20 protein-coding genes are annotated in these 21,382 nt (G+C 62.7%); 11 read left to right on the forward strand and 9 right to left on the reverse strand.

The features are described 5' to 3' along the window. Position 1 precedes the first annotated feature (1 nt). The gene (locus tag ACFT1A_RS07545) at positions 2–211 is read right to left on the reverse strand and encodes a heavy-metal-associated domain-containing protein (RefSeq protein WP_003946267.1); all 210 of its coding nucleotides are present in this window, start codon (positions 209–211) and stop codon (positions 2–4) included. 314 nt (positions 212–525) lie between these two features. Here ACFT1A_RS07545 and ACFT1A_RS07550 point away from each other — a divergent pair, with 314 nt between their 5' ends. Further along, positions 526–729, forward strand: a complete 204-nt coding sequence (locus ACFT1A_RS07550; protein WP_003946232.1) for a cold-shock protein — start codon at positions 526–528, stop codon at positions 727–729. Positions 730–825: 96 nt separating this feature from the next. Here ACFT1A_RS07550 and ACFT1A_RS07555 read toward each other — a convergent pair whose 3' ends face one another. Further along, on the reverse strand, positions 826–1,794 hold the full coding sequence (locus ACFT1A_RS07555) for a helix-turn-helix transcriptional regulator (RefSeq protein WP_378446452.1): 969 nt from the start codon (positions 1,792–1,794) through the stop codon (positions 826–828). Positions 1,795–1,891: 97 nt separating this feature from the next. Between ACFT1A_RS07555 and ACFT1A_RS07560 the strand changes: the two genes are divergently transcribed. The 4 genes from ACFT1A_RS07560 to ACFT1A_RS07575 all read left to right on the forward strand — a co-directional run bounded on the left by ACFT1A_RS07560 (position 1,892) and on the right by ACFT1A_RS07575 (position 6,511). Continuing rightward, on the forward strand, positions 1,892–2,872 hold the full coding sequence (locus tag ACFT1A_RS07560) for an ATP-binding cassette domain-containing protein (RefSeq protein ID WP_378446453.1): 981 nt from the start codon (positions 1,892–1,894) through the stop codon (positions 2,870–2,872). Between the two features lie 37 nt (positions 2,873–2,909). Next, the gene (locus ACFT1A_RS07565; RefSeq protein WP_378446454.1) at positions 2,910–3,686 is read left to right on the forward strand and encodes an ABC transporter permease; all 777 of its coding nucleotides are present in this window, start codon (positions 2,910–2,912) and stop codon (positions 3,684–3,686) included. Between the two features lie 81 nt (positions 3,687–3,767). Beyond that, the gene (locus ACFT1A_RS07570; RefSeq protein WP_378446455.1) at positions 3,768–4,703 is read left to right on the forward strand and encodes a 4-(cytidine 5'-diphospho)-2-C-methyl-D-erythritol kinase; all 936 of its coding nucleotides are present in this window, start codon (positions 3,768–3,770) and stop codon (positions 4,701–4,703) included. Next, positions 4,703–6,511, forward strand: a complete 1,809-nt coding sequence (locus tag ACFT1A_RS07575; RefSeq protein ID WP_003946255.1) for an ABC-F family ATP-binding cassette domain-containing protein — start codon at positions 4,703–4,705, stop codon at positions 6,509–6,511. The genes ACFT1A_RS07570 and ACFT1A_RS07575 overlap by 1 nt, the downstream gene beginning before the upstream one ends. Here ACFT1A_RS07575 and ACFT1A_RS07580 read toward each other — a convergent pair. Continuing rightward, the gene (locus ACFT1A_RS07580; protein WP_378446456.1) at positions 6,508–7,005 is read right to left on the reverse strand and encodes a TetR/AcrR family transcriptional regulator; all 498 of its coding nucleotides are present in this window, start codon (positions 7,003–7,005) and stop codon (positions 6,508–6,510) included. The genes ACFT1A_RS07575 and ACFT1A_RS07580 overlap by 4 nt on opposite strands. A 288-nt stretch (positions 7,006–7,293) precedes the next feature. Between ACFT1A_RS07580 and ACFT1A_RS07585 the strand changes: the two genes are divergently transcribed. Next, entirely contained in the window at positions 7,294–8,532 is a 1,239-nt protein-coding gene (locus ACFT1A_RS07585; RefSeq protein WP_378446457.1) for a DUF222 domain-containing protein, read from the forward strand. A 95-nt stretch (positions 8,533–8,627) separates the two neighbouring features. Here ACFT1A_RS07585 and ACFT1A_RS07590 read toward each other — a convergent pair whose 3' ends face one another. Then, entirely contained in the window at positions 8,628–10,118 is a 1,491-nt protein-coding gene (locus ACFT1A_RS07590; protein ID WP_378446458.1) for an acetyl-CoA acetyltransferase, read from the reverse strand. Between the two features lie 139 nt (positions 10,119–10,257). On the opposite strand from ACFT1A_RS07590, the gene ACFT1A_RS07595 reads away from it, so the two are divergent. Next, complete coding sequence (locus ACFT1A_RS07595) at positions 10,258–11,082, forward strand: AraC family transcriptional regulator (protein WP_003946247.1); 825 nt, start codon at positions 10,258–10,260, stop codon at positions 11,080–11,082. A gap of 6 nt (positions 11,083–11,088) precedes the next feature. Here ACFT1A_RS07595 and ACFT1A_RS07600 read toward each other — a convergent pair whose 3' ends face one another. The 3 genes from ACFT1A_RS07600 to ACFT1A_RS07610 are packed head-to-tail and all read right to left on the reverse strand — an operon-like array spanning position 11,089 to position 13,783. Continuing rightward, complete coding sequence (locus ACFT1A_RS07600) at positions 11,089–11,865, reverse strand: DUF4097 family beta strand repeat-containing protein (RefSeq protein ID WP_378446459.1); 777 nt, start codon at positions 11,863–11,865, stop codon at positions 11,089–11,091. Then, on the reverse strand, positions 11,862–12,515 hold the full coding sequence (locus ACFT1A_RS07605) for a response regulator transcription factor (protein WP_208114824.1): 654 nt from the start codon (positions 12,513–12,515) through the stop codon (positions 11,862–11,864). The genes ACFT1A_RS07600 and ACFT1A_RS07605 overlap by 4 nt, the downstream gene beginning before the upstream one ends. Beyond that, positions 12,506–13,783 (reverse strand): histidine kinase, encoded by a 1,278-nt coding sequence (locus ACFT1A_RS07610; protein WP_378446460.1) that lies wholly within the window; start codon positions 13,781–13,783, stop codon positions 12,506–12,508. Before ACFT1A_RS07610 ends, ACFT1A_RS07605 begins: the two co-directional genes overlap by 10 nt. Before the next feature lie 171 nt (positions 13,784–13,954). Between ACFT1A_RS07610 and ACFT1A_RS07615 the strand changes: the two genes are divergently transcribed. Next, positions 13,955–14,680 (forward strand): hypothetical protein, encoded by a 726-nt coding sequence (locus tag ACFT1A_RS07615; RefSeq protein WP_378446461.1) that lies wholly within the window; start codon positions 13,955–13,957, stop codon positions 14,678–14,680. On the opposite strand, the gene ACFT1A_RS07620 is transcribed toward ACFT1A_RS07615, so the two are convergent. Both ACFT1A_RS07620 and ACFT1A_RS07625 read right to left on the reverse strand, forming a co-directional pair. Beyond that, positions 14,622–16,379: an ABC transporter ATP-binding protein gene (locus tag ACFT1A_RS07620; protein WP_378446462.1), complete on the reverse strand. Its 1,758-nt coding sequence runs from the start codon at positions 16,377–16,379 to the stop codon at positions 14,622–14,624. The two genes, ACFT1A_RS07615 and ACFT1A_RS07620, sit on opposite strands and share 59 nt — an antisense overlap. Next, entirely contained in the window at positions 16,376–18,034 is a 1,659-nt protein-coding gene (locus ACFT1A_RS07625) for an ABC transporter ATP-binding protein (protein ID WP_378446463.1), read from the reverse strand. The genes ACFT1A_RS07620 and ACFT1A_RS07625 overlap by 4 nt, the downstream gene beginning before the upstream one ends. A 257-nt stretch (positions 18,035–18,291) precedes the next feature. On the opposite strand from ACFT1A_RS07625, the gene ACFT1A_RS07630 reads away from it, so the two are divergent. The 3 genes from ACFT1A_RS07630 (at position 18,292) to fepG (ending at position 21,379) form a co-directional block, all read left to right on the forward strand. Next, complete coding sequence (locus ACFT1A_RS07630) at positions 18,292–19,179, forward strand: siderophore-interacting protein (RefSeq protein ID WP_378446464.1); 888 nt, start codon at positions 18,292–18,294, stop codon at positions 19,177–19,179. Between the two features lie 173 nt (positions 19,180–19,352). Then, positions 19,353–20,333, forward strand: coding sequence for a Fe(3+)-siderophore ABC transporter permease (locus ACFT1A_RS07635; protein WP_228118027.1), 981 nt, complete (start codon positions 19,353–19,355; stop codon positions 20,331–20,333). After that, complete coding sequence (fepG, locus tag ACFT1A_RS07640) at positions 20,330–21,379, forward strand: iron-enterobactin ABC transporter permease (protein WP_378446465.1); 1,050 nt, start codon at positions 20,330–20,332, stop codon at positions 21,377–21,379. The genes ACFT1A_RS07635 and fepG overlap by 4 nt, the downstream gene beginning before the upstream one ends. Positions 21,380–21,382 lie beyond the last annotated feature (3 nt).

Below are 21,382 nucleotides of genomic sequence, written 5' to 3' on the forward strand. Positions count from 1 at the left end.
CTCAGCTTGGTACGACTGCGTAGCCGGCTTCGTCGACTGCTGCGACGACGTCGGCTGCGGAGACGGGAGCGTCGCTGGTGACAACGACGCGTCCGCTCGCCAATTCGACATCCACCGCGGTTACGCCCGCGATGTTGCCGATCTCTTCCTTGACGGATCCGACGCAGTGTCCGCAGGTCATTCCGGAAACGGTGTATTCGGCGGTGGTCATCGCAGATCCCTTCGGTTGTGGAAAACTCATTTTACGGATACCCGGTGTAGGTATCGCCCTGCCATCGAAGGTACCCCCAGGGGGTATGCCTGTCAACGGGTTGGTCAGTGATGAAGACCTCAGGGAAGACAACACGGCGGATGTGTGGTCTACTTGTGTTGGTCGTAAGTGTTTGTGTTTGTGTTTCCACGCTCGCAAATGGTTAGGTTGCGAGCGTTTGGACATCCTCCACGGATTTGTCTCAGAACGGTCGTAGTAAGTGACCCGGGCGGTCGAAGCGACTGCCTGTTGACACTGTGTTAGAGGAGATTTACATGGCAGAGGGCATCGTGAAGTGGTTCAACTCCGAGAAGGGGTTCGGCTTCATCGCTCCCGAAGACGGCAGTGCTGACGTCTTCGTTCACTACTCCGAGATCCAGAGTGGCGGCTTCCGCACTCTCGAGGAGAACCAGCGCGTGGCGTTCGAGATCGGTCAGGGCAACAAGGGCCCGCAGGCCACCGGCGTTACCATCGTCTAAGACGTCCATGTAAGTCGGGCAACCGACGCATGACGTACTGACAAGACCCCAACTCTTCGGAGTTGGGGTCTTGTTGCGTTTGGGTGAAAAGCGCTGTCACGCATCGAGATACCGCTGAGTGGCGACTGCCGTTTCCGCCGCGATGGTCCGGCATTCTTCGCGGAGTTCAGGTGGATTCACAACGGTGAAATCGACGTCGAAAGCCCTGAGCCACTGTGCGATCGACCGTAGGGAAGCGCCCGAAAGCACTATGACGCAACGCCCTTCGTCGGTGGACTCCACTGATCCCCACTGTTCGCTGACCATGGGTGCTACCTGCTCGATGGGCGCGTGCAGTAGAACTGTTGCGCGCGTGGAGGAATAGGCCCGAGCGACACCGCGGGAAACGAAGTCGGCTGCACCGCCCGCAGGTAGTTCCCGAGGCGTGAACCGCGGACCGGTGGGGATCTTGGGTTCCATCCTGTCGACGCGAAATGACCGCCAGTCTTCGCGAGCGAGATCCCAGGCCACCAGGTACCACCGAACACCCGACCGTACGAGCCGATACGGTTCCACTTCGCGCCGGCTCTGTGTGCCGTCGTGCGTGCTGTAGTCGAATCTCAAGCGTTCGTGGTTGTGGCACACGGACGCGATGGCGGACAGGACCGACGCATCGACCGCGCTAGCTGCCGGTTCGCGCGGCACGACGTCGATCGACAGTGACTCCAGACGGTGCCGCAGCCTCGACGGCATGATCTGACGCAGTTTCGCCAGCGCGCGCATCGAGGCCTCGCCGATGCCGACCACGGAGCCGGTCGCTCCGGACTGCAAAGAGAGCGCCACCGCGAGCACTTCCTCGTCATCGAGCTGTAGCGGAGGCATCTCCGCGCCGGCACCCAGGCGATATCCGCCGCCGACGCCGACTGTTGCGTCGACGGGGTAACCGAGATCGCGGAGGCGGTCCACGTCACGTCGAACCGTGCGCGGGGTAATCGCGAGTTTGTCTGCGAGTTCGGCACCGGACCAGTCTCGACGCGTCTGGAGCAGTGACAGCAACCGCAGTAGGCGAGCCGATGTCTCCTTCATGGCAAGAAGTCTGCCAAACATTTAGGACCGTATGAGTCCTCAATTGAATTTAGGTTGGTCCATATCCGACCAGTCGAGCAGAAATTGGGGCCACATCATGAGCAGACCGATGATCGAGACGAAGGCGCTCACCAAGCACTTCGCTCAGGGCAAGAAGCTCGTGGAAGCAGTCAAGGGAGTCACGCTCGACGTAGCGGAGGGCGAATTGGTCGCCTTGCTGGGGCCGAACGGTGCCGGAAAATCGACGACGTTGCGAATGCTGACCACCTTGCTCGAGCCCACCTCCGGCAGCGCGCGAATCGCAGGGTTCGACATCTCCGCGGCACGAAACGAGGTGCGCTCGAGCCTTGGATACGTCGGACAGGGGAACGGCGCCGGCCACAACCAGCGGGTTCGCGACGAGTTGGTGACGCAGGGGTTGTGCTACGGAATGTCCAAGGCCGATTCGCAGGTCCGAGCCGACGAGTTGCTGGGTGATCTCGAACTCACCGATCTGGGCACTCGGAAGGTCAGCACTCTGTCGGGCGGGCAACGTAGGCGGCTCGATATCGCTCTGGGCCTGGTCCATCGCCCACCTCTTCTGTTCCTCGACGAGCCGACCACAGGAATGGACCCGCAGAGTCGGGCCAACCTCTGGGACCACATCCTTCGGTTGCGGCGCGAGATGGGCACGACGATCGTGCTGACCACGCATTACCTCGAAGAAGCGGATTCGATGGCAGAGCGGGTCATCGTCATCGACGAGGGCACTGTCATCGCGGACAACACCGCTGCCGCACTCAAGGCGGATCTTGCGGGAGATCATCTTCTGCTCACCTTCGACAGCGTCGAGGCGGCCGGCGTCGCAGCGTCGGTGGCCGAGCAACTTGTCACTGTCCGTGAAGTCACTGTCGACGCAAGCACGGTGAGTATCCGTGCCGGCGAGGGTGATTCGACGCTACCGGTGTTGCTGCGTGAAGCGGATGCCCGAGGTGCCCGCGCTCTCACCGCCGACATCACCAGGCCGACTCTCGACGATGTCTTCCTCACCCTCACCGGTCGCAGCCTGCGCGAGAGCGCCGCCGCGGTCGCTTCCTGAAACCACGACAAAGTACTTCGAAGAACAGGAATCTGCCATGACAATCACACTCGATACCCCACGTACCGTGCACGGCAACATCGTTCGAGACAGCGCAATCGTGATGGGTCGTGAACTGCGACCGATGTTGCGCGATCCGGTCAGCGTTATCTTCAGCCTGATTCAGCCGCTGATCCTGTTGGCGTTGTTCGGGCCTCTGCTCAAAGGGGTCCCGGGTACCGGTGACGGCGTGTGGAATTGGTTCATTCCCGGTGTGTTGGTGATGATCGCGATCTTCGGAACGACGATGACCGGGTCCAACCTCCTGATGGAGATGCAGCAGGGATCGCACGAGCGAATGTTGGTGACTCCGCTCAGACGCTCGTCCTTGTTGATCGGGCGAGCGTGCAAGGAGATGGTTCCGCTTGCCGCGCAGGCGATTTTGATCATTCTGGTTGCGCTTCCGCTCGGATTGGACGTCAACGCAGCGGGCGCCGCGCTCGGGATCGTCCTGCTCGGAGTGTTCGGCGTCGGACTCGGTGCGCTCTCGTACGCTCTCGCTCTGGCTGTGCGGGAGCAGGATTGGATGTTCTGGGTCGTTCAGCAGACGCTGATGTTCCCGCTCCTGATCCTGTCCGGAACCATGCTTCCACTCGATGATGCGCCAGGTTGGATGAAGGTCCTCGTGAACGTCAATCCGCTGGGCTATGTCGTCGATGCCGAGCGGGCACTGTTTGCCGGTGACTTCGCGTCGGGCAGCGTTCTGGCAGGAATCGTGGCCGCTGTGGGCGTTGCGGTTGTCGGTCTGGGCGTAGGTGTGCGCGCGGTGAAATAGCGTGGGTGTACTGGCTGTCGGACGGGGTGCGGCGGTCGCAGGTTTTCGCCCAGGTGTTCGCAGCGCCTATTGTTGTTCCTTGTGCTCTCCGTCGTTCCTCGCCCCGTAGTCGTTCGGGCCCCGTCCAAGGTGAATCTCCACCTTGCCGTCGGGGACCTGCGCGAGGACGGCTATCACGAACTGACGACGGTGTTTCAGGCATTGTCGCTGGCAGACACCGTCACGGTGGCGCCTGCGGACATCCTGACCGTGCGGGTTATCGGCGACGACGCCGCGGCCGTGCCTACCGATCGCACCAATCTCGTGTGGCGTGCCGCCGAGATGCTTGCGGTCGAGGGTGGCGTGGCCCCGAACGTCGAGATCGTCATCGAGAAAGGCATTCCCGTCGCGGGCGGAATGGCCGGTGGGAGCGCCGACGCGGCCGCTGCGTTGGTTGCGCTCAACTCGTTGTGGAAGCTCGACTTCTCACGGCCTGATCTCGACGCCTTCGCGGCACGCCTCGGGAGCGACGTTCCGTTCTCCCTGCACGGTGGCACCGCCCTCGGGACCGGCCGCGGCGAACAACTTGTGCCCGTCTTGACCCGCCACACCTTCCACTGGGTGCTGGCGCTGGCCAAGGGCGGCTTGAGCACACCGGTCGTGTTCCGCGAACTGGACAAGCTGCGGGCCGAAGGTTCCCCGAAACGGCTGGGCAGCGCCGATGCGTTGATTCAGGCGCTCACCACCGGTGACGCTCATCTGCTTGCGCCGCTCCTCGGCAACGATCTGCAGGCGGCAGCACTCTCACTCAACCCGGACCTACGACGGACGCTGCGAGCGGGCGTCGAAGCCGGAGCTTTGGCCGGCATCGTCTCCGGCTCCGGACCGACATGCGCGTTTCTCTGCGCCGACGCACAGTCCGCGGTGGAAGTGAGCGCAGAACTTGCGGGAGCGGGGGTGTGCCGCACCGTTCGCGTGGCGAGCGGACCTGTTCCCGGAGCACGAATACTCGACAATGCGGCAAAGGGACAGCACTGATGGCGAATCTGATCAATCTGGAAAACGTGTCGAAGTCTTTCGGCGTCAAGCCGTTGCTCGACGGGGTCTCCCTGGGCGTCGAGGAAGGCGAGCGCATCGGCGTCGTCGGTCTCAACGGTGGCGGCAAGACAACGATGCTCGAGGTCCTCGCGGGTGTGGAGCAGCCGGATTCGGGACGAGTGAGCCGCGTCGGCGGATTGCGGATGGCCGTCGTGACGCAGCGCGGTGTACTGCCTCCCGGCTCCACGGTCGGTGAAGTGGTCCTGGGGCCGCTCGGAGTAGCTCAGCACGAGTGGGCCGGCGATGCGCGCATCCGTTCGGTGCTCTCGGGTATCGGCATCGACAATCTGGGCGCCGGCGGCGAGCGGTCTGCATTGGACGCCAAGGTCGACGGCCTGTCCGGCGGCGAGCGCCGTCGCGTCGCGCTGGCTGCAGCTCTTGTTCAGGACCTCGATCTGCTGGTGCTCGACGAGCCCACCAACCACCTCGACGTCGAAGGTGTTCAGTGGTTGGCCGAGCATCTCGTCTCACGGCGCAGTGCGCTTGTTGTCGTGACCCACGATCGCTGGTTCCTCGACACCGTCGCCACCCGCACCTGGGAGGTTGTCGGTGGCGGCGTCGAAAGCTACGAGGGTGGCTACAACGACTGGGTGTTCGCCCGTGCCGAGCGTTCCCGTCAGGCCGACGCTTCCGAAGAGCGTCGCCGCAACCTTGCGCGCAAGGAACTGGCGTGGCTGCGCCGCGGTGCTCCTGCCCGTACGTCCAAGCCGAAGTACCGCATCGAAGCAGCAGAAGCCTTGATCGCCGACGTTCCGGCACCTCGTGACGCGGTGGCGCTCGCGTCGTTCGCGCAGCGTCGGCTCGGCAAGGTAGTCATCGAACTCGAAGACGCGCGTCTGGAAACCCCGGACGGCCGCGTACTCGTCGAGGATCTGACCTGGCGTCTGGCGCCGGGCGAGCGTGTCGGCCTGGTCGGCGTCAACGGCTCGGGCAAGACGACGCTGCTGCGGACGCTGGCCGGCGAACTCGAGCCCGCAGCCGGAAAGCGCATTCAGGGACAGACCGTCCACATCGGTTGGCTCAAGCAGGAACTCGACGATCTTCCGACAGACATGCGCGTACTCGACGCGGTCAAGGACGTTGCAGAGCGAATCACCCTGGGTGACAAGGAAGTATCGGCTGGTCAGCTCGCTGAGCGGCTGGGCTTCACACCGGCGCGTCAGCGCACCCCCGTCGGTGACCTGTCCGGTGGTGAGCGCCGACGTCTGCAGTTGACGCGTGTTCTCATGGCCGAGCCCAACGTCTTGCTTCTCGACGAGCCCACCAACGATCTCGACATCGACACGCTTCAGCAACTCGAGGATCTGCTCGACGGCTGGGCAGGCACCATGGTTGTGATCTCGCACGACCGCTACCTGATCGAGCGAATCTGTGACACCACCTGGGCGCTCTTCGGTGATCGCAAGCTCACCAACCTGCCCGGTGGGATCGAGGACTACTTGCGTCGACGCGCCGCGATGGGGGATGGCGACAATCCGTCTGTTGCCTCGACCGCGAGTGGTGCGTCGAAGAGCAAGCAGGTTCGCGACGGTGCCGCGGATCGCGCTGCGCGCAAGGAACTTTCGAAGCTCGAGCGGTCCATTGCGAAGTTCGACGACCGTGAGAAGAAGCTGCACGCATCACTCGCCGACGCGGCCACCGACCCGGACAAGCTGCAGAAGCTCGGCGCAGAACTCAAGCAGGTCATCGCCGACAAGGAAGCCGCCGAAGAGCAGTGGATGGAGCTCTTCGCCGAGCTGGACGGCTAGGGGAACTTCGCCCCGAACTTCTTGAAGGTTCGCTCTGGATCCAGGGTTTCCGGCGCCTGCCTGCGCAGCAGTGCGTCCAGAACGAGCCCGTCCAGTGCTGCGACCAATTCCGCTGCATCGGACGAGGTCATGCCGCGTTCGATCAAGATGGCAACAAATCGATCCCGACCACGCACCAGTTCCACTGCGAGGTCGGGATCGTGGAATGACGCGATGATCAGTTCGTAGCGAGCACGAGTGCGACCGGACTCGGGTCCCAGCCACCGGGCCACCTGTTGCTTCGATGTCTCGCCCGGGCGAGGAAGATCACCGTCCAGAAGATGTCGTACCACTTCGACTATCAGTCCACGTTGGTTTGCGAAGTAGTGCCGTGCGCTGCCGTGTGGCACGCCGGCTTCGTCCTCGACGCCTCTCATCGACCAAGCCCGAAACCCAACCCGGCCCAGTAGTTCGAGCCCAGCGTCCAGAAGCGCTTCTCGCGTCGATTTCTCCACGCAGAGAAGATACCGTGCTAGCCTCTTCTCCACTTGGAGAATTTCTCCGCACGGAGAAGTGACCGGTGGGTCGAACTGATTGGGGTGAAGCGTGGTCATCTTTTTCGACATCCTGCTTGTGCTGTGCGTTGTTGCGATTGTGTGTTTCGCGGGATACGTCCTCTATCGCGTCGTCTTTGACGGCTAGTTAAATGTTGATGTACTTCAACGGGTCTCGGGTGTTCTTTGCTTTTGAAGTTGTCTGTTATGTCTCTGGTTATCGAAAGTCTGTTCGATTAAACTTTGAGCATGGACAGTCGGGAAGCGTGGCAGCTGGATGGCGAGGGCCTCAAGAGTGAGGTTCTGGATCTGGTGCGTGTCCGGCACGAGTTGCAGTCGCGGATGGTGTTGTTGATCGTGGAGATGTTTTCCCGGGAGACTGTGGTCGGGAAGGGTTTTCGGGCGATCGCGCAGTGGTTGCATGGTTCGACGAATTTGGAGATCGGTGAGTGCAGTCTGTTGGTCAGTTTGGCGCGGTTGTTGTTGCTCGAACCTGTTGTGGCGGATGCTTTTCACCGGGGCGATGTGGATGCGTTGAAGGCCCGTCAGGTGGCGTCGTTTTGTCAGCATCCGCCCAAGAACATGACGCCGGCGGATGTGGACCAGGCCCGCGGGATCCTGCTCGGGTTGGCGTCGAAGAACATCGCTGATTGTGATGCGGTGCGGGCGGCGATCCGGCGGATCGAGAAGCAGTACGGCAAACGCGAGGACGGCGTCCCTGTCGGTGAGGATTCGGAGCGTAACGAGTTCTACGCCTCGAAAGGCCTGTACGGGCGGGTCAGCGTGAAAGGCGATCTGGATGCGGTCAACGGGGCCCGTCTGATCACGTTGCTGTCGAGCCTGTCGGCGCCGACGCCGGAGAAAGACGGCGTCAAGGACACTCGCACTCCGGCGCTACGGCGCGCGGATGGGTTCTGCGAACTACTGCGGCGGTACGAGCGGGCGGGGTTGGGTCCGATCGAGGGTGGGGTGAAACCGCACATCACGGTGACTGCGTCGGCGAAAGACATGACGGATCTGCAGGCGCTGAAGGATCTACTGCCGTCGACTCAGGAACTCGGGTTCGCGTGGACGGATTGGGTGGGCCCGATCAGCATCGACACCGCCCGGATGTTGGCCTGCGACTGCACGGTCACCCGGATTTTGTTGGATGAGAACGGTGTTCCGCTCGACTGCGGCAAGGAAGCAAGAACCGCGACGGTTCCGCAGCGGCGGGCTCTGGCCGTCCGTGATGGCGGGTGCGCGTTTCCGGGGTGCGGGACACCATCAGGATGGTGCGATGCCCATCATATTGTTCACTGGAATGATGGCGGCCCAACAGATCTCGACAACCTGATCTTGTTGTGCGGTCATCATCATCGGACACTGCACCACACCGAGTGGAGGGTCGAGATAGGCCCGGATCGGAAGGCGGTGTTCTATCCACCGATGTCGATAGACCCGTTCCAGCATCCGATCGGCGGGAACAGCCCACCCACAGCCGCCTGAACGGGCACAAACTGCAGACGCGAGCACCGGGGCATCACCATGCCCCGGTGCTCACGGCTGTCTACTGTCAGAACGCTACTGTCAGAACGCTACTGTCAGAATGTGAGCGTGAGTCGCCCGTTCTTGTCGCTGATGTGAACAGTTCGCCCGATCGCCGGCGGGTTGTCGCCGCGAAGCTGGGTCAGTTCGGCGGCATTCTCGGGACCAGCGTGACCGGCGACGCGACGTCCGTCCGGCGTCGTCGCGATCACGAACCCGATCTCAGGCTCGCCAGTGCGGCCGTATTCGACGGAGGCTGTGACTATTTCCGCCGTGCCCGTGTAATCAGTGATCAGTTCCGGAACCTCCGCAATTATCGCGCGTGCGTCGGGGTCGCCGACGTACCCGTCAGCATGAGCAGCGGCGGACAACAGTACGCAGTGCTGGTAGGTGAGGAATCCACCGTTGCCGTGGACGAGGGCAAGGTTGGCGCCGTCACGAATTTGCCTGGTGACCTCGGCGACGGAATGCAGGGTGTAGCTGTTGAGTGGCCCACCGAAGAACGAGTGACCTCCGGTGACACTCGGGATCGCGGTATCCGGGAGTCCGAGTTCGCGGATCAACAGCTTGGGCACGATCGGGAAGCAGCTGTAGGCATCGACGATGTCGAGTGCGTCGGCGCCTACTCCGGCACCATCGAGTGTGCGATGCACGGCGTCGTGCATCGCGGCTGAGCTGTCGAAGCTGTTGCGGCTGAGGATGTCCAATGGATCACTGGCGCCCGCGCCGCCCCAGAGGTAGACCAGTTTGCCTTCGTCGATACCGAATTCGAGGGCCGTCGACAACGAGCAGACGACAACCGCCGCAGCCTGATTGACGAAGGGCATGGCGTTGAGCATCAGTGGGTACGGCTCGGAGACCATCCGATTGCCGGGGCCGACGGTGCCGATCTCTTCCGCCGATCGGATCTCCGACGTCCAGGAGGCGGGATTCTTCGATGCCAGCTCCGAGAACGCGGCGTACATCCTCGCGGACCAGGCGAGTGATTCGCGGGCGCCGTGGCCCTCGGCTGCACTGAAGCAGTTCTCGAAGAGCGGGTAGACGCGCGTCGGCACGATGAAGCCGGCGCGCTGCATTTCGGGGCTTCCCAGGTCGGTCGGATCGAATCCGGGAGGCCCTCCGGGCGCTGCCGTCCACCCGATCGAGTCGGGGGTGACTCCGGACTTTCGCAGCGCGGTGCTGCTGGCGTGCGATTCTCCGCCCACGAGCAGAGCAACCGAAGACTCACCGCGGGCGATGGACGCGCCGATCCGATCGAGGAGCGCCGCGGGCCAGTGTCCACCGATCGGAGAGGTCGAGGTGATGCTGGGAGTCGCGCCCAGTCGAGAGGCGAGCAGTCCGGGGAGGTCGTCGTACGACCAGCTGACGGTTTTGACCGCGTACACGGAATCGATCTGTGTTCCCAGCTCAGTGCGTCCACTGTCGTTCAAGGCGGCAACGGTGGCGTCGTGAATCAGATCGAGAGGTTCGCGGTGCCCGTCGGCTGGGTTCCAGCGCAGATCGCCGACGCCGACGATGACCGGGATTCGTGATGCGTCAACCATCATGTACCTCTCGTTGCCGACCCGTAGCCGGGAGTTGCAGTCACGATATCGGGGACCCCGGTATGTGTAACTCGCGGGTCACAGTCAACATTTTTAAGGTTCCTATTTAGGTATGCCTAACGAAAGTCCTATACTCGTCATCATGACAGCTGTGGCAGAGAGAATTTCGGTGCCCGTGGGGCCGCGTTCCATCGATCACCCCTACTCGATGACAACGGTGACTCTGAAGCTCTCGCACCAGCGGCAGTGGGCACCGCACCGTCACCCTGAACATGAGCTGATCTGGGGAAACTCCGGCGGAATGCTCACGGTTGTCGCTGACGGCATCACCTGGGAGGTTCCGCCTTCGGCGGGGCTGTGGTTGCCCGCCGGCGCGTTGCATGCCGTGAAGGCAGGTCCGGGTACGGAGTTCTTCTGTACCTATTTCCGGCCCGAGGCTCACGCCGCGCCCTCTGGCGTTCCGGGCTTGTTCGGCGTCAGTGCTCTCCTGCGTGAGGTACTCCTGCACATGCATCGGCGGAATATGCCCGACGAGGCGCGTAGTCGCGCCGAGCGGGTGGCATTCGACATGCTGCAACCGCTCGAAGTTGCTGCGGTGGAGGTTCCGATGCCGACCGATCCGCGGGCGCTGTTCGTTGCCGAAGCATTGGTCGCCAATCCGGCAGACCAGCGGTCGCTGTCGGAATGGGCACTGACAGCTGGTGGCAGCGTCCGGACGTTGACGCGCGTGTTCGCGCAGGGCACGGGAATGACCTTTGCACAGTGGCGAATTCAGGTTCGAGTCCGCGCAGCACTGACGTATCTGGCTGCTGGAGTGCCGGTTTCGGTTGTCAGTAGGCGAGTCGGGTACGAAACTCCGAGTGCTTTTGTCGCAGTGTTCCGTCGGGTCACCGGCCGTACGCCCGGCAGCATGATGAACAAGGGGAGTGTGGCGCCCGAATCGGTGCCGTACCTTCTGCACGCTTGATTCGGATCAAAGTGGGCGTATACGCACGGTTCCGGCGGCGGATTCAGCATCTATCCGGTGGGCGCTCATCGGGTCCTCGGGAACCGATGACATCGATTGTCCGATCGCAGACCGCACGTCGACCATGTAGGTCACGTTGTTCGGAACATGCACCGCTATATCGCCATGAGTAGTGAGTGCTTTCACCGATGACGGCGGCGATTCCGCACTGATTCGAATATCGCCCACGGTGGACTGTGCGTCGATCGGATCGGCGGATTCGGCACTGACGTTGATCCGGCCGACTGTCGTTCGCGTGGTGATGTCCCCGGAGTGGCGACGCAGTGTGACATCGCCGACGTATGAGGTCACTCGTATACGACCGGACAGATCGCTGGCCTCGACAGACCCTGCCCGCGATTCGACGGTAAGGCTTGTATCGGGAGGGATTTGGACGATGACGGTCAGATCGCATCGCGCAAAGCCGAGGTCTGGGCAGTGCGCAATCAATGAATTGTCTGAAGCGAAGTCGATGCTCGGTGGATCACCCCGATACCGGCCCTCGGCCGTTACGTGAACCTGACCGTCGGTACTCGGTTGAAGTCGAACATCGATGTCGCCGCTCTCTGTGAGAACCGCGAGCGACGAACTGGATTCGTGGGTTGTTGTCGTGCGAAAGTCTTGCCATTTCGGCACGCCGAAGGCGTAGACGAGAGTGGAGCCCGCAAGAAGGCTGACGAGGATAACGGTAGTCAGTGCGCAGGCGATCGCGACAAATCGCCGCGGTGTCTCGGTGAATTTCACGTCGCCCCCAGATATCTGAGTACCGCAAGAACTCGGCGATGGTCGGCAGAGTCGTTGTACAGATCGAGTTTGGTGAAGATGTTGCCGATGTGCTTTTCGACAGCAGCATGGCCGATGACCAAGGTGGCCGCGATGCCCGAGTTGGACTGACCCTGCGCCATTACCGTGAGCACTTCGCGTTCGCGCGGAGTGAGCCTGGCCAGCAGGTCGTCCTTGGGCGCGCGAGCAAGCAACTGTTGTACGACGTCCGGGTCGATCACAGTCCCGCCACCGGCCACCCGGTTGACGGCGTCGACAAATTCGTCGACATCCGCGACGCGGTCTTTGAGAAGGTAGCCGACGCCGTCGATACGACTTCGAAGCAGTTCTGCGGCATACCGTTCCTCGACGTACTGTGAGAGGACGAGAACGCCTACAGCAGGCCATCTTTCACGGATGACGAGAGCGGCGCGCAGGCCTTCGTCGAGAAATGTCGGTGGCATACGCACGTCGACGACGCAGACATCGGGTAACTCGTCCACCTCCGAGAGTTCTTTGAGCAGGCTCTCAGCGTCGCCTACGCTGGCCGTGATGTCGACCCCTTGGTCGGCGAGAAGTCGTCTGATGCCCTCTCGAAGCAAGACCGAATCGTCGGCAAGCATTACCCGCACGGTACCTCCACTGTAATCGAGGTCGGGCCACCGGTTGGACTCTCGATGTGCAAACTTCCGTCGACCCCGCTGAGTCGATCTGCCAGTCCGGCAAGTCCGCCACCGAGTTGGATGGCCGCACCGCCGTGGCCGTTGTCGCAGACCTCGATCTTCAAGCTTTGTCCGAGACGCTCGACGGAAACGGTTGCGCTGGTTGCTTGCGAGTGCTTGGTCACGTTGGTGAGTGCCTCCGATACAAGGAAGTAAATGGTCGACTCCATGGTGGCGGTGGGCCGCGATGTTCCGCTCAACTCGGAAGCGATCTTGATGCCCACCGGAACCGAACACAGTGCCGCGACGGACGACAGAGCGGCGTCGAGTCCACGATCGGTCAGTATGGGTGGATGCAGGCCGCGGGTCAACGCACGAATGTCGGCGATCGCATTCCGGGTCTCGCGATGCGCGTCGTCCAGCAAGGAACGAAGCAGGGCGTCGTCGGAAGATTTGGCGCGAGACTTTGCGTGACCCAAAGAAATCGACACCGCCACCAGGCGTTGTTGGGCACCGTCGTGAAGGTCCCGTTCGATGCGCAATCGCTCCGCCTCTGCCGCGTCGATTACCCGTGTCCGGCTGTGCGTCAGCTCTTCTACGCGTGTTTCCTGGGCGGACGCACCCAGCAGCGAACGGCTGAACCACCAGTCGGCGCGCGCGAGACCGGTAACCAGCGGTGGCGTGACCAATACAAACCACAGGGCTGCGGGGACCGCGATGAGTATCACCAATTCCAATGTGAACATTTCGGCGATTTCGAGCTGCGAGCCGGGCGGATCAGTGATGATCCAGGCGACGGGCGCAACGGCGAAAACGACAGGCACAATCAGCTGCGCTGTGACAAGAACAAGAACTGCAACTGAGAGTGGAAGGCGAAGAATCCAGTGAAGTAAGGACTTCCACAGCGACGGGCTGCGAACGGACTCGACGAAGCGACCACGAATGTTGGCAACACTTGGTGGCGAAACGCGGTCGGTGTGTACGCCACTGAAAAACTCCACTGACCACAGTTGTGCTCGGTCGGCGTACCGGAGTGGGGAGATCAAGAGCGCGAAGATCAACACGCCCACCAGCGCAAATGGCAGTGTGACGACGGTGAGTGTCAGCAATGCGATGACGATGATTGCCACGGAGCCCGAGACCACCGAGGTGCCAAGAGAAGCGAGCGCCAGCCACCACGACGTGGCGAACCAGGCGCGCAGCGGATTGCGCGGAATGCGCAGGGCGCCATCCAGCATCTGGTTCACCTCCCTCTACGGACCGACGCGTTGCCGGTTGTGAGCAGCCTAGAGGCACTGTGTCGTCCGAACATTCAGGCCAACTGACGTCTGATAGTAGGGGAAACCCCACCGCGTATCAGTCGGCGCACGCTGCCGAATTCGCCTGCCGGTATCGCGACGCTGGTACCTATGGAACTTCTGGAGTGGATCCAAATGCTCGCGACGCAATTCACCCGCGTAGTCGATGTCGACAACCTCGCAGCTGTCCCGTCAGCAGTCCTACTCGCCGGCGTCGCACTTCTTCTGCTGATCGAGTCGGGATTTCTGTTCGGCTTGGCGACTCCGGGCAACAGCCTTCCGGTCACGATGGGTGTGTTGGTTTCTGCCGGTGCGGTCGACGCAGTGTCTGCGGTGATCGCGGTTGCTGTGGGTTCCAGTGCTGGGGCACAACTCGCGTTTCGTAGGTCGCGGGTTCGTGGAACTGTGGTGCTTCCACAAGGGCTCGAAGCCAAACTGCCCAAGGTCGCGGTGCGGTGGCAGGGCGCGCTGATCGAGCAAGTTCACAAGCGCCCTCAGCTGACCGCACTGTGCGCGCATCCGGTGGGCGCTGTTCGGACCGTGGCACCGAGACTGTTGGCTGGTAGCACCCTGCAGCACAAAGAGTTCGCGCTGCTCAACGCGCTCGCAGCGCTGATCTGGGCTACCGGATTGGTGACGGTAGGAGCTCTGGCCGGGGAGAGCGAGACGTTTCGCACCCTGTACAGCTTCATGTGGGTGCCGGTCGTGGTGGTTGTCGGGACGTCATTGATACGCCGGCATCTCGGTTCCGAAAAGGCTGTCGGCGTATCGATCTCACCTAGCGTCGCGGCACGGACCACGCTTCCCACAGTTCCGCGTACCGACCCCCGAGGTTGACCAACTCGTCGTGAGAGCCTTGCTCGACGACGCGGCCGTCGTTCATGACCAGGATCTGGTCGGCGTCGACGGCCTGTGAGAGTCGGTGTGCCACTGTGACAGCAGTGCGACCCCGGGTAAGGGCCAGCGCGGCATCGTCGAGGACCTTGGCTCCGGCGCTGCCCGCTTCGGCGGTCGCCTCGTCGAGAATCAACAGCGGCGGATCCAGCAATTCGATTCTTGCCAACGCGAGTTGCTGTGCCTGCGTCGCGGTCAATCGGTGTCCACCGTCCCCGACCACGGTTTCGAGTCCGTCCGGCAGTGCCCGCAGCCAATCCGACGCACCGACGGTATCGAGCGCCGCGATGATGTCGTTGTCGGTTGCGGACGGGTCAGCCAGCCGTAGATCCTCGGCCAACGTGCCGGCAAAGACGTGGACCTCCTGAGTCACGAGGGCCACCGCGCTCCGAGAAGTCGATCGTGGCAATTCGTTCCGGGGCACCGTCCCGATCTTCACGATGCCTTCGGTCGGCTCATAGGTGCCCGCGATCAGTTTTGCGACTGTCGATTTTCCGGCTCCGGTTGCGCCCACGAGTGCCGTGACGGTCCCGGCCGGAATGGTGATGTCGATGTCGCGCAGAACAGGAGCATCGCCGCTACGGTACGAGAATGTCACGCTTTCCAAAGTCGCTGAGCTGTCGACAGGTTCATGTGGATCGGACGGCGCGGGTGGCACGGATGCAAGGGTGACTCCGACCAGCCGAGCCAATGCGATTGTGCCTTCCTGCAATTCGTCGAACACGCTGAGAACCGCGCCGACCGGATCGAAGAGCCGGTGGAAGAACAATGCTGCGGCGGTGGCGGCGCCGATGCTGATCTGACCGTCCTTCACCAGCCAGAAGCCTGTGATCAGCACGGCGGACAGGCCGATGAATTCCGCGATGTTGAGTCGGCCGAAGAACCTGGTGCGTAGACGCGTGGTCAACAAGCTGAGCCGGACCGCTGCCATCGATCGAGATTCGATCTGTTCCAGGTGGGGCTGAGCCAGACGAAGTGATCCGACGGTATCGGAGTTGCTCAGTGAGTCCAGGAGTTGTTGCGCACGTGCACCTTCTGCCTCCCGCTCCTCGCGGTAGACCGGTGCCGACCTCGAGAGATACCAGCGCAGCGCCTGGATCTGGATGGGCGCCGCGATCACCGCGGCAATGGCGAATCGCCAATCGAGGCTGCCCAATCCGATCAGGGTCAACACGATGGTCAGTGCCGCGGTGGCAAAAACCGGAAGTGCTTCGGATACAGCGCGGGTCACCAAGCGGACGTCCCCGGTGATGCGGGAGACGAGATCTCCGCGCCCTGCTCGTTCGACGTCGCTCTGCGGAAGATCGAGAACCCGGACGACAACTTCTTCGCGCAGGTCGGCGACAACCCTTTCGCCGACACCGGCGAGCAGGTAGTTGCTGACTCCGACGAGAAGGGAGGAGGCAACCGCGATGGCGACCAACGCGAGAGTCAGCGTGCCGATGCGCGAGACAGCGTCGCCGTCTCCGTCTGTCACAGCGTCGACCATCGCGCCGAGGACCAGCGGCGTGAGCAGGCCGATCGCGGTCGCAGCAGTCAGAGTGACGACGGCGGCGACGGCGGATATCCGGTGCGGACCCATCAACCGAAGTGCTGCGCGGCGTGCCTGTTTCGGTGTCGCGGTGGGGAGTAGTTCGGTCACAGCTCGATCACCCGATCGCAGATATCGAGCAGCACGGGGCTGCTGGTCAGAAGTAGAGTCGCGTGAGCACCGCGCACCTCGGCGATCCCGCGTGCAATTCGCGCTTCGGTGACGGAGTCGACGGCAGTGGTGGGATCGTGCAGCACCAGGACCGGAGCTTCACTCGCCAGTGCCCTTGCCAGAGCGATGCGCTGACGCTGACCGCCGGAGAGCGAATTTCCCTGCTCGGTGACTCGGGTGGCGAGGCCAAGTGGAAGGGCCGAGATCACCTGATCTGCGGCAGCGGCGGCGATTGCCTCGTCACTGCGGCTGCCGATCGGTGCGAGTGCCTCGATGTTGTCGCCCACTGTGCCGATGAACAGTGCCGCGTCGTGCGGCGCAGCCAGAACATGGGACCGGAGCTCGTCGATGTGCAGTTCGTGAATGGCGTTGTCGCCGAGATGAATCGTTCCGCTCGAAGGCTCGATTCGACGCGCCAGTGCGTCGACCAACGCATCCGCCCATGCCGCATTCTCGGTGACGATGCCGATGATCTCACCGCGTTTGACGTCGAGATCGACTGGTGACGCTCCGGCCAGCACGACGTCACGCAGCATCAGGAACTCCGAGTGGTTCAGGGGTACAGGTTCACTCGCGGGTGTGACAGCCTCGCCGGTCCCGAGAAGCGCTGCGACGCGGTTGGCGGAAGCGCGGGCCCGTGCCAGCCCGGCGCCGAAGTAGATGATGTCGATCAACGGACCTCGAAGGAACTGTGCCAGACCCACCACGGCCACGAATTCACCGACCGAGATGCTCCCGGATGCTGCCATCCGTCCACCGATGTACGCGATGACGGCCAGGAAAGCGCCGGCGATCGCCACGTTCGCGGCGGAGTACATCGCTTGGTATCGCTGTGCGCGAAGGGTTGCTTCCAGCGAAGTCCGGCTGGCTCCCCGATAACGCTGCGCTGCAGCGTCTCCGGCGCCGATTCCGGACAGGATCCGGAGCCCCGACAGGAGGTCTGCGGCCAGTGCACCGGCTTTGGCTCCCTGCCATTGATCGGTTTCGGCTCGGCGTTCGAGCGGCCGGCTGACCACCTGCATGAGGGCGAGTACCGGGGGAGTGCCGAGGATGACGAGCAGGCCGAGCGGTACCGAGATCACGAGCAGCGAGATCGCTGCGGTCAGTACTCCGCAGGCCGCGGCGAGTTTTGTGCTCAGTGTGTGCGTGAATCCGGCCACCGAACCGGCGTCGGATGTTGCGATCGAGTAGACCTCGCCGGGCATGCGCCGCGGTGACATGCCGTGCGGATCGAGGCTTCGGCTCGCGATGTCCATCCGCAAGCGGTGTGCTCCGTGCTCGGTGACGGAATCGGAGATGCGCGCCGCAAAGCGCCAACTGAGCAACAAGCCCGTGAAGAGAATTCCGAGAACGAGGATCCACTTTCCCAGTGCTGCCGCATCGCTGGTCGCCACAGCTCGGTCGATGACCGCACCGATCACCACCGGCACCAACGCTTCCGCGACCTGGTGGCCCGTGAAGCCGACGGACGCTGCCGCCAGCTTGGCTCCGCGTCCGTCGGAGGCGATCGCGCGTGTGATTACCTGGCGCGGCGTGATCGCCGGGCTGGTTGGGGGACCGTTTGTATCGGCCGAAAGAAGTGGTGTCGAAGGCACTGGGTCCACGCTAGGGACCGTGGGCGGTAGTCAGAAGTCACACAGGTGCCAATACTTGTCGTGAACAGGCCATACGTCTGGCGGTGGCCGAATCGCGATAGTAGTTGGCCCCGTTGCGGCGGGGAAGGCATCGACTCATCGACAACACTGCAATAAATTAAGGTCTACCTTACTTAGCGCGGGTTAACTATGTCCGGAAGTCGGATTGATCCTCGTGTTCGGGTCCGGTTCATGTTCCATCGATGTTGGAGATTGTTGTGAGTCTTGTGTTCGGCGAGGTACTTCACAAGGAGTACGTGACCCCGGGAATGGTTCGTATCGTGTTCGGTGGGGAGGAGCTGACCGCGTTCGAAACCACCGGCACCGGCGACGAATACCTGCGTCTGCACTTCCCGGTCCCGGCCACGGGCAAGTTCGTTCTGCCGGCCGAAGATCCGGACGCCCCGCGCGGTTGGCGGTACCCGGAGGGCGAGGAACCGTCCCCGTGCCAGCCGTACACCGTGCGACGGTTCGATTCCGAAGCCAGCCGCATGACGATCGACTTCGTCGTTCACGAGGGCGGCATCGCCAGCGACTGGGCACAGAAAGCCGAAATCGGCGACAAGTTGGCGATCGGCGAATCTCGCGGGCTCTACGAGCCGCCGGCCGACGCGCGCTGGCAGGTATTCGTCGCCGACGCGACTGGACTCCCCGCACTCGGGCGCCTGATCGAACAGTTGCCCGCCGGCATCTCGGCGAAGGCAATCGTCGAGGTGGTGGACGAGTCTCACAAGCAGCAGATCACCTCCGCGGCCGACGTCGAGTTCATCTGGCTTGTCGGCAGCGGCAACGGTGTTGCACCGTCGAAGCTCCCGGACGCGGTCCGGGCGATGAACCTGCCCACCGATCTCGGATACGTGTGGGTGGCCGGCGAAAGCACGATGCTCCGTGACATCCGCAAGTACCTTCGCCACGAACTGAAGTTGCCGGGTGAGCAGTACAAGGTCATCGGTTACTGGACCTACAAGGCCGAGGTGTGGAACGCGAAGTACGAGGCCCTCGACGAAAGTGTCCGTGCGGCACTCGATGCGGCCTGGGAATCGGACCGCGACGAGGAAGAGATCCGCGACGAGGTCGAGAAGACTCTAGAGAGCGCCGGCTTGTGACCGTTGGATTCGACAAGAGTGCTGTCGACAAGAGTGCTGGCGACAAAAGTGCTGTAGACAAAAGTGCAGTCGACAAGAGCGCCGTCGACAAACACACCGAAGAGCTGATCGACGAGTCGCTGCAAGAGAAGCAGAAGCAACCGGACGGGCTGGTATCGACCAACTCTCGTCGTATGGCAGGTCTTCTGGTGTGCCTGGTAGTGCTCGCCGCCGTGCTCCTTCTGAGTATCGCGGTGGGTTCGAAGACCATTCCTTTCGGCACCGTGATCGACGCTTTGGTGAACTACGACGACTCCAATGATCACGTGATCATCCGTGACCTGCGGCTACCGCGAACTCTGCTCGGTCTGATAGTCGGTATGGCGCTCGGTGTGGCGGGCGGCCTCATCCAGGCGATGACGCGAAATCCCTTGGCTGACCCCGGAATTCTCGGTGTCAATGCCGGCGCGGGGTTCGCGATGGTCGTTGCCGTCGCGGTCTTCGGATTGACCAGCATCTGGTCTTACATCTGGTTCGCTTTCCTCGGAGCGGTGATAGCCACGGCGATCGTCTACACGTTGGGGTCGATCGGCAGAGGTGGTGCGACGCCCATTCGGCTGACCCTGGCCGGTGTTGCCATCGGCTCGGTGCTCGGCGGCATCTCGTCCGGCATCACCCTGCTCAACCCGACCGCCTTCGACCAGATGCGTCAGTGGAATGCCGGCTCACTCAGCGGACGTTCGTTGGAAATCGTTCTCGCCGTTGCCCCGTTCATTCTCATCGGGCTCTTCCTGGCGCTCGCGTTGGCGCGCCAACTCAACGCCGTGGCCTTGGGCGACGATCTGGCACGTTCGCTCGGTGCCAACATCACCCGTACTCGTATCCTCGGCGTCATTGCGGTGACCTTGCTGTGCGGCGCGGCGACAGCTGCGGCCGGCCCGATCGGATTTGTCGGTCTGATGGTTCCCCACGTCGCGCGATGGTTCGTCGGGCCAGATCAGCGATGGATTCTCCCGTACACGTTGGTGTGCTCGCCGATTCTGCTTCTCTTCTCCGACGTAGTCGGCCGAATCGTGCTGCGCCCGGGTGAACTTCAGGTCGGCATCGTCACGGCCTTCATCGGTGCTCCGGTGCTGATCATGCTGGTGCGTCGAAGCAAGGTGAGCGGTCTGTGAGCATCGATTTCGGGCGCCCCACCACGGTGGTGCGCTCACCCAAAGAAGGTTGGTCCGCGCGGATCGACGTCCGGACGGTCACTGTCTGCCTCATCCTCGTTGCGCTTGCGCTGGCGATCGGTGTCATCGCCCTCGGTAGTGGTGATTACCAGGTGCCGATCGGGGACGTCCTCGGCGCCCTGTTCGGCGAAGCTCCCGCGCGTATCCATATGGTCGTCGTGGAATGGCGTCTGCCCCGAGTTCTGTTGGCACTGATGCTCGGTGCGGCACTGGGCATGAGTGGTGCGATCTTCCAGTCGCTCACCAGGAATCCGCTCGGTAGCCCTGACATCATCGGCTTCAACTCCGGTGCGTACACGGGCGCTCTGGTGGTCATCCTCCTCATCGGTGGCACTTACTACGAGATCGCAGTCGGCGCTCTGGTGGGCGGAATCGCCACCGCAGCAGTCGTTTACCTTCTTGCGTACAAACGTGGCGTGCAGGGATTCCGGCTGATCATCGTCGGTATCGCCATCAGTGCGATGTTGGGCTCGGTCAATACCTGGATGATCCTCAAGGCGAAGCTCGACGACGCCATGGCTGCGGCAGTGTGGGGTGCCGGTTCGTTGAACGGTCTCGGCTGGACTCAGGTGTGGCCGGTGGTTGTCGTGCTGGCCATCCTCATTCCGCTGATCCTGGTGTTGGGCAGGCGGATGCAGATGCTCGAGATGGGCGACGACGCCGCCAAGGCGCTCGGCGTCCGGGCCGAACCGACCCGGCTTTCCCTGGTTGTTCTCGGCGTCGCACTGACAGCCATGGTGACAGCTGCGGCCGGGCCCATCGGGTTCGTCTCGCTGGCCGCTCCGCAGTTGGTCAGACGATTGACCGGTAGTGCCGGAGTGACCCTGCTGCCGTCGGCGGCGATGGGTGGAGCACTGCTGATGGTCAGTGACTGGGTGGCGCAGCGAGCTTTTGCACCGACGCAGTTGCCGGTCGGCGTCGTCACCGTTTCCATCGGTGGCATCTATTTTGTTTGGCTTCTCGCGCGAGAGGCACGTAAGCAGTGATCG

Origin of the sequence: Rhodococcus sp. NPDC057135 (assembly GCF_042670865.1) — a bacterium.
GTDB lineage: Bacteria > Actinomycetota > Actinomycetes > Mycobacteriales > Mycobacteriaceae > Rhodococcus_F.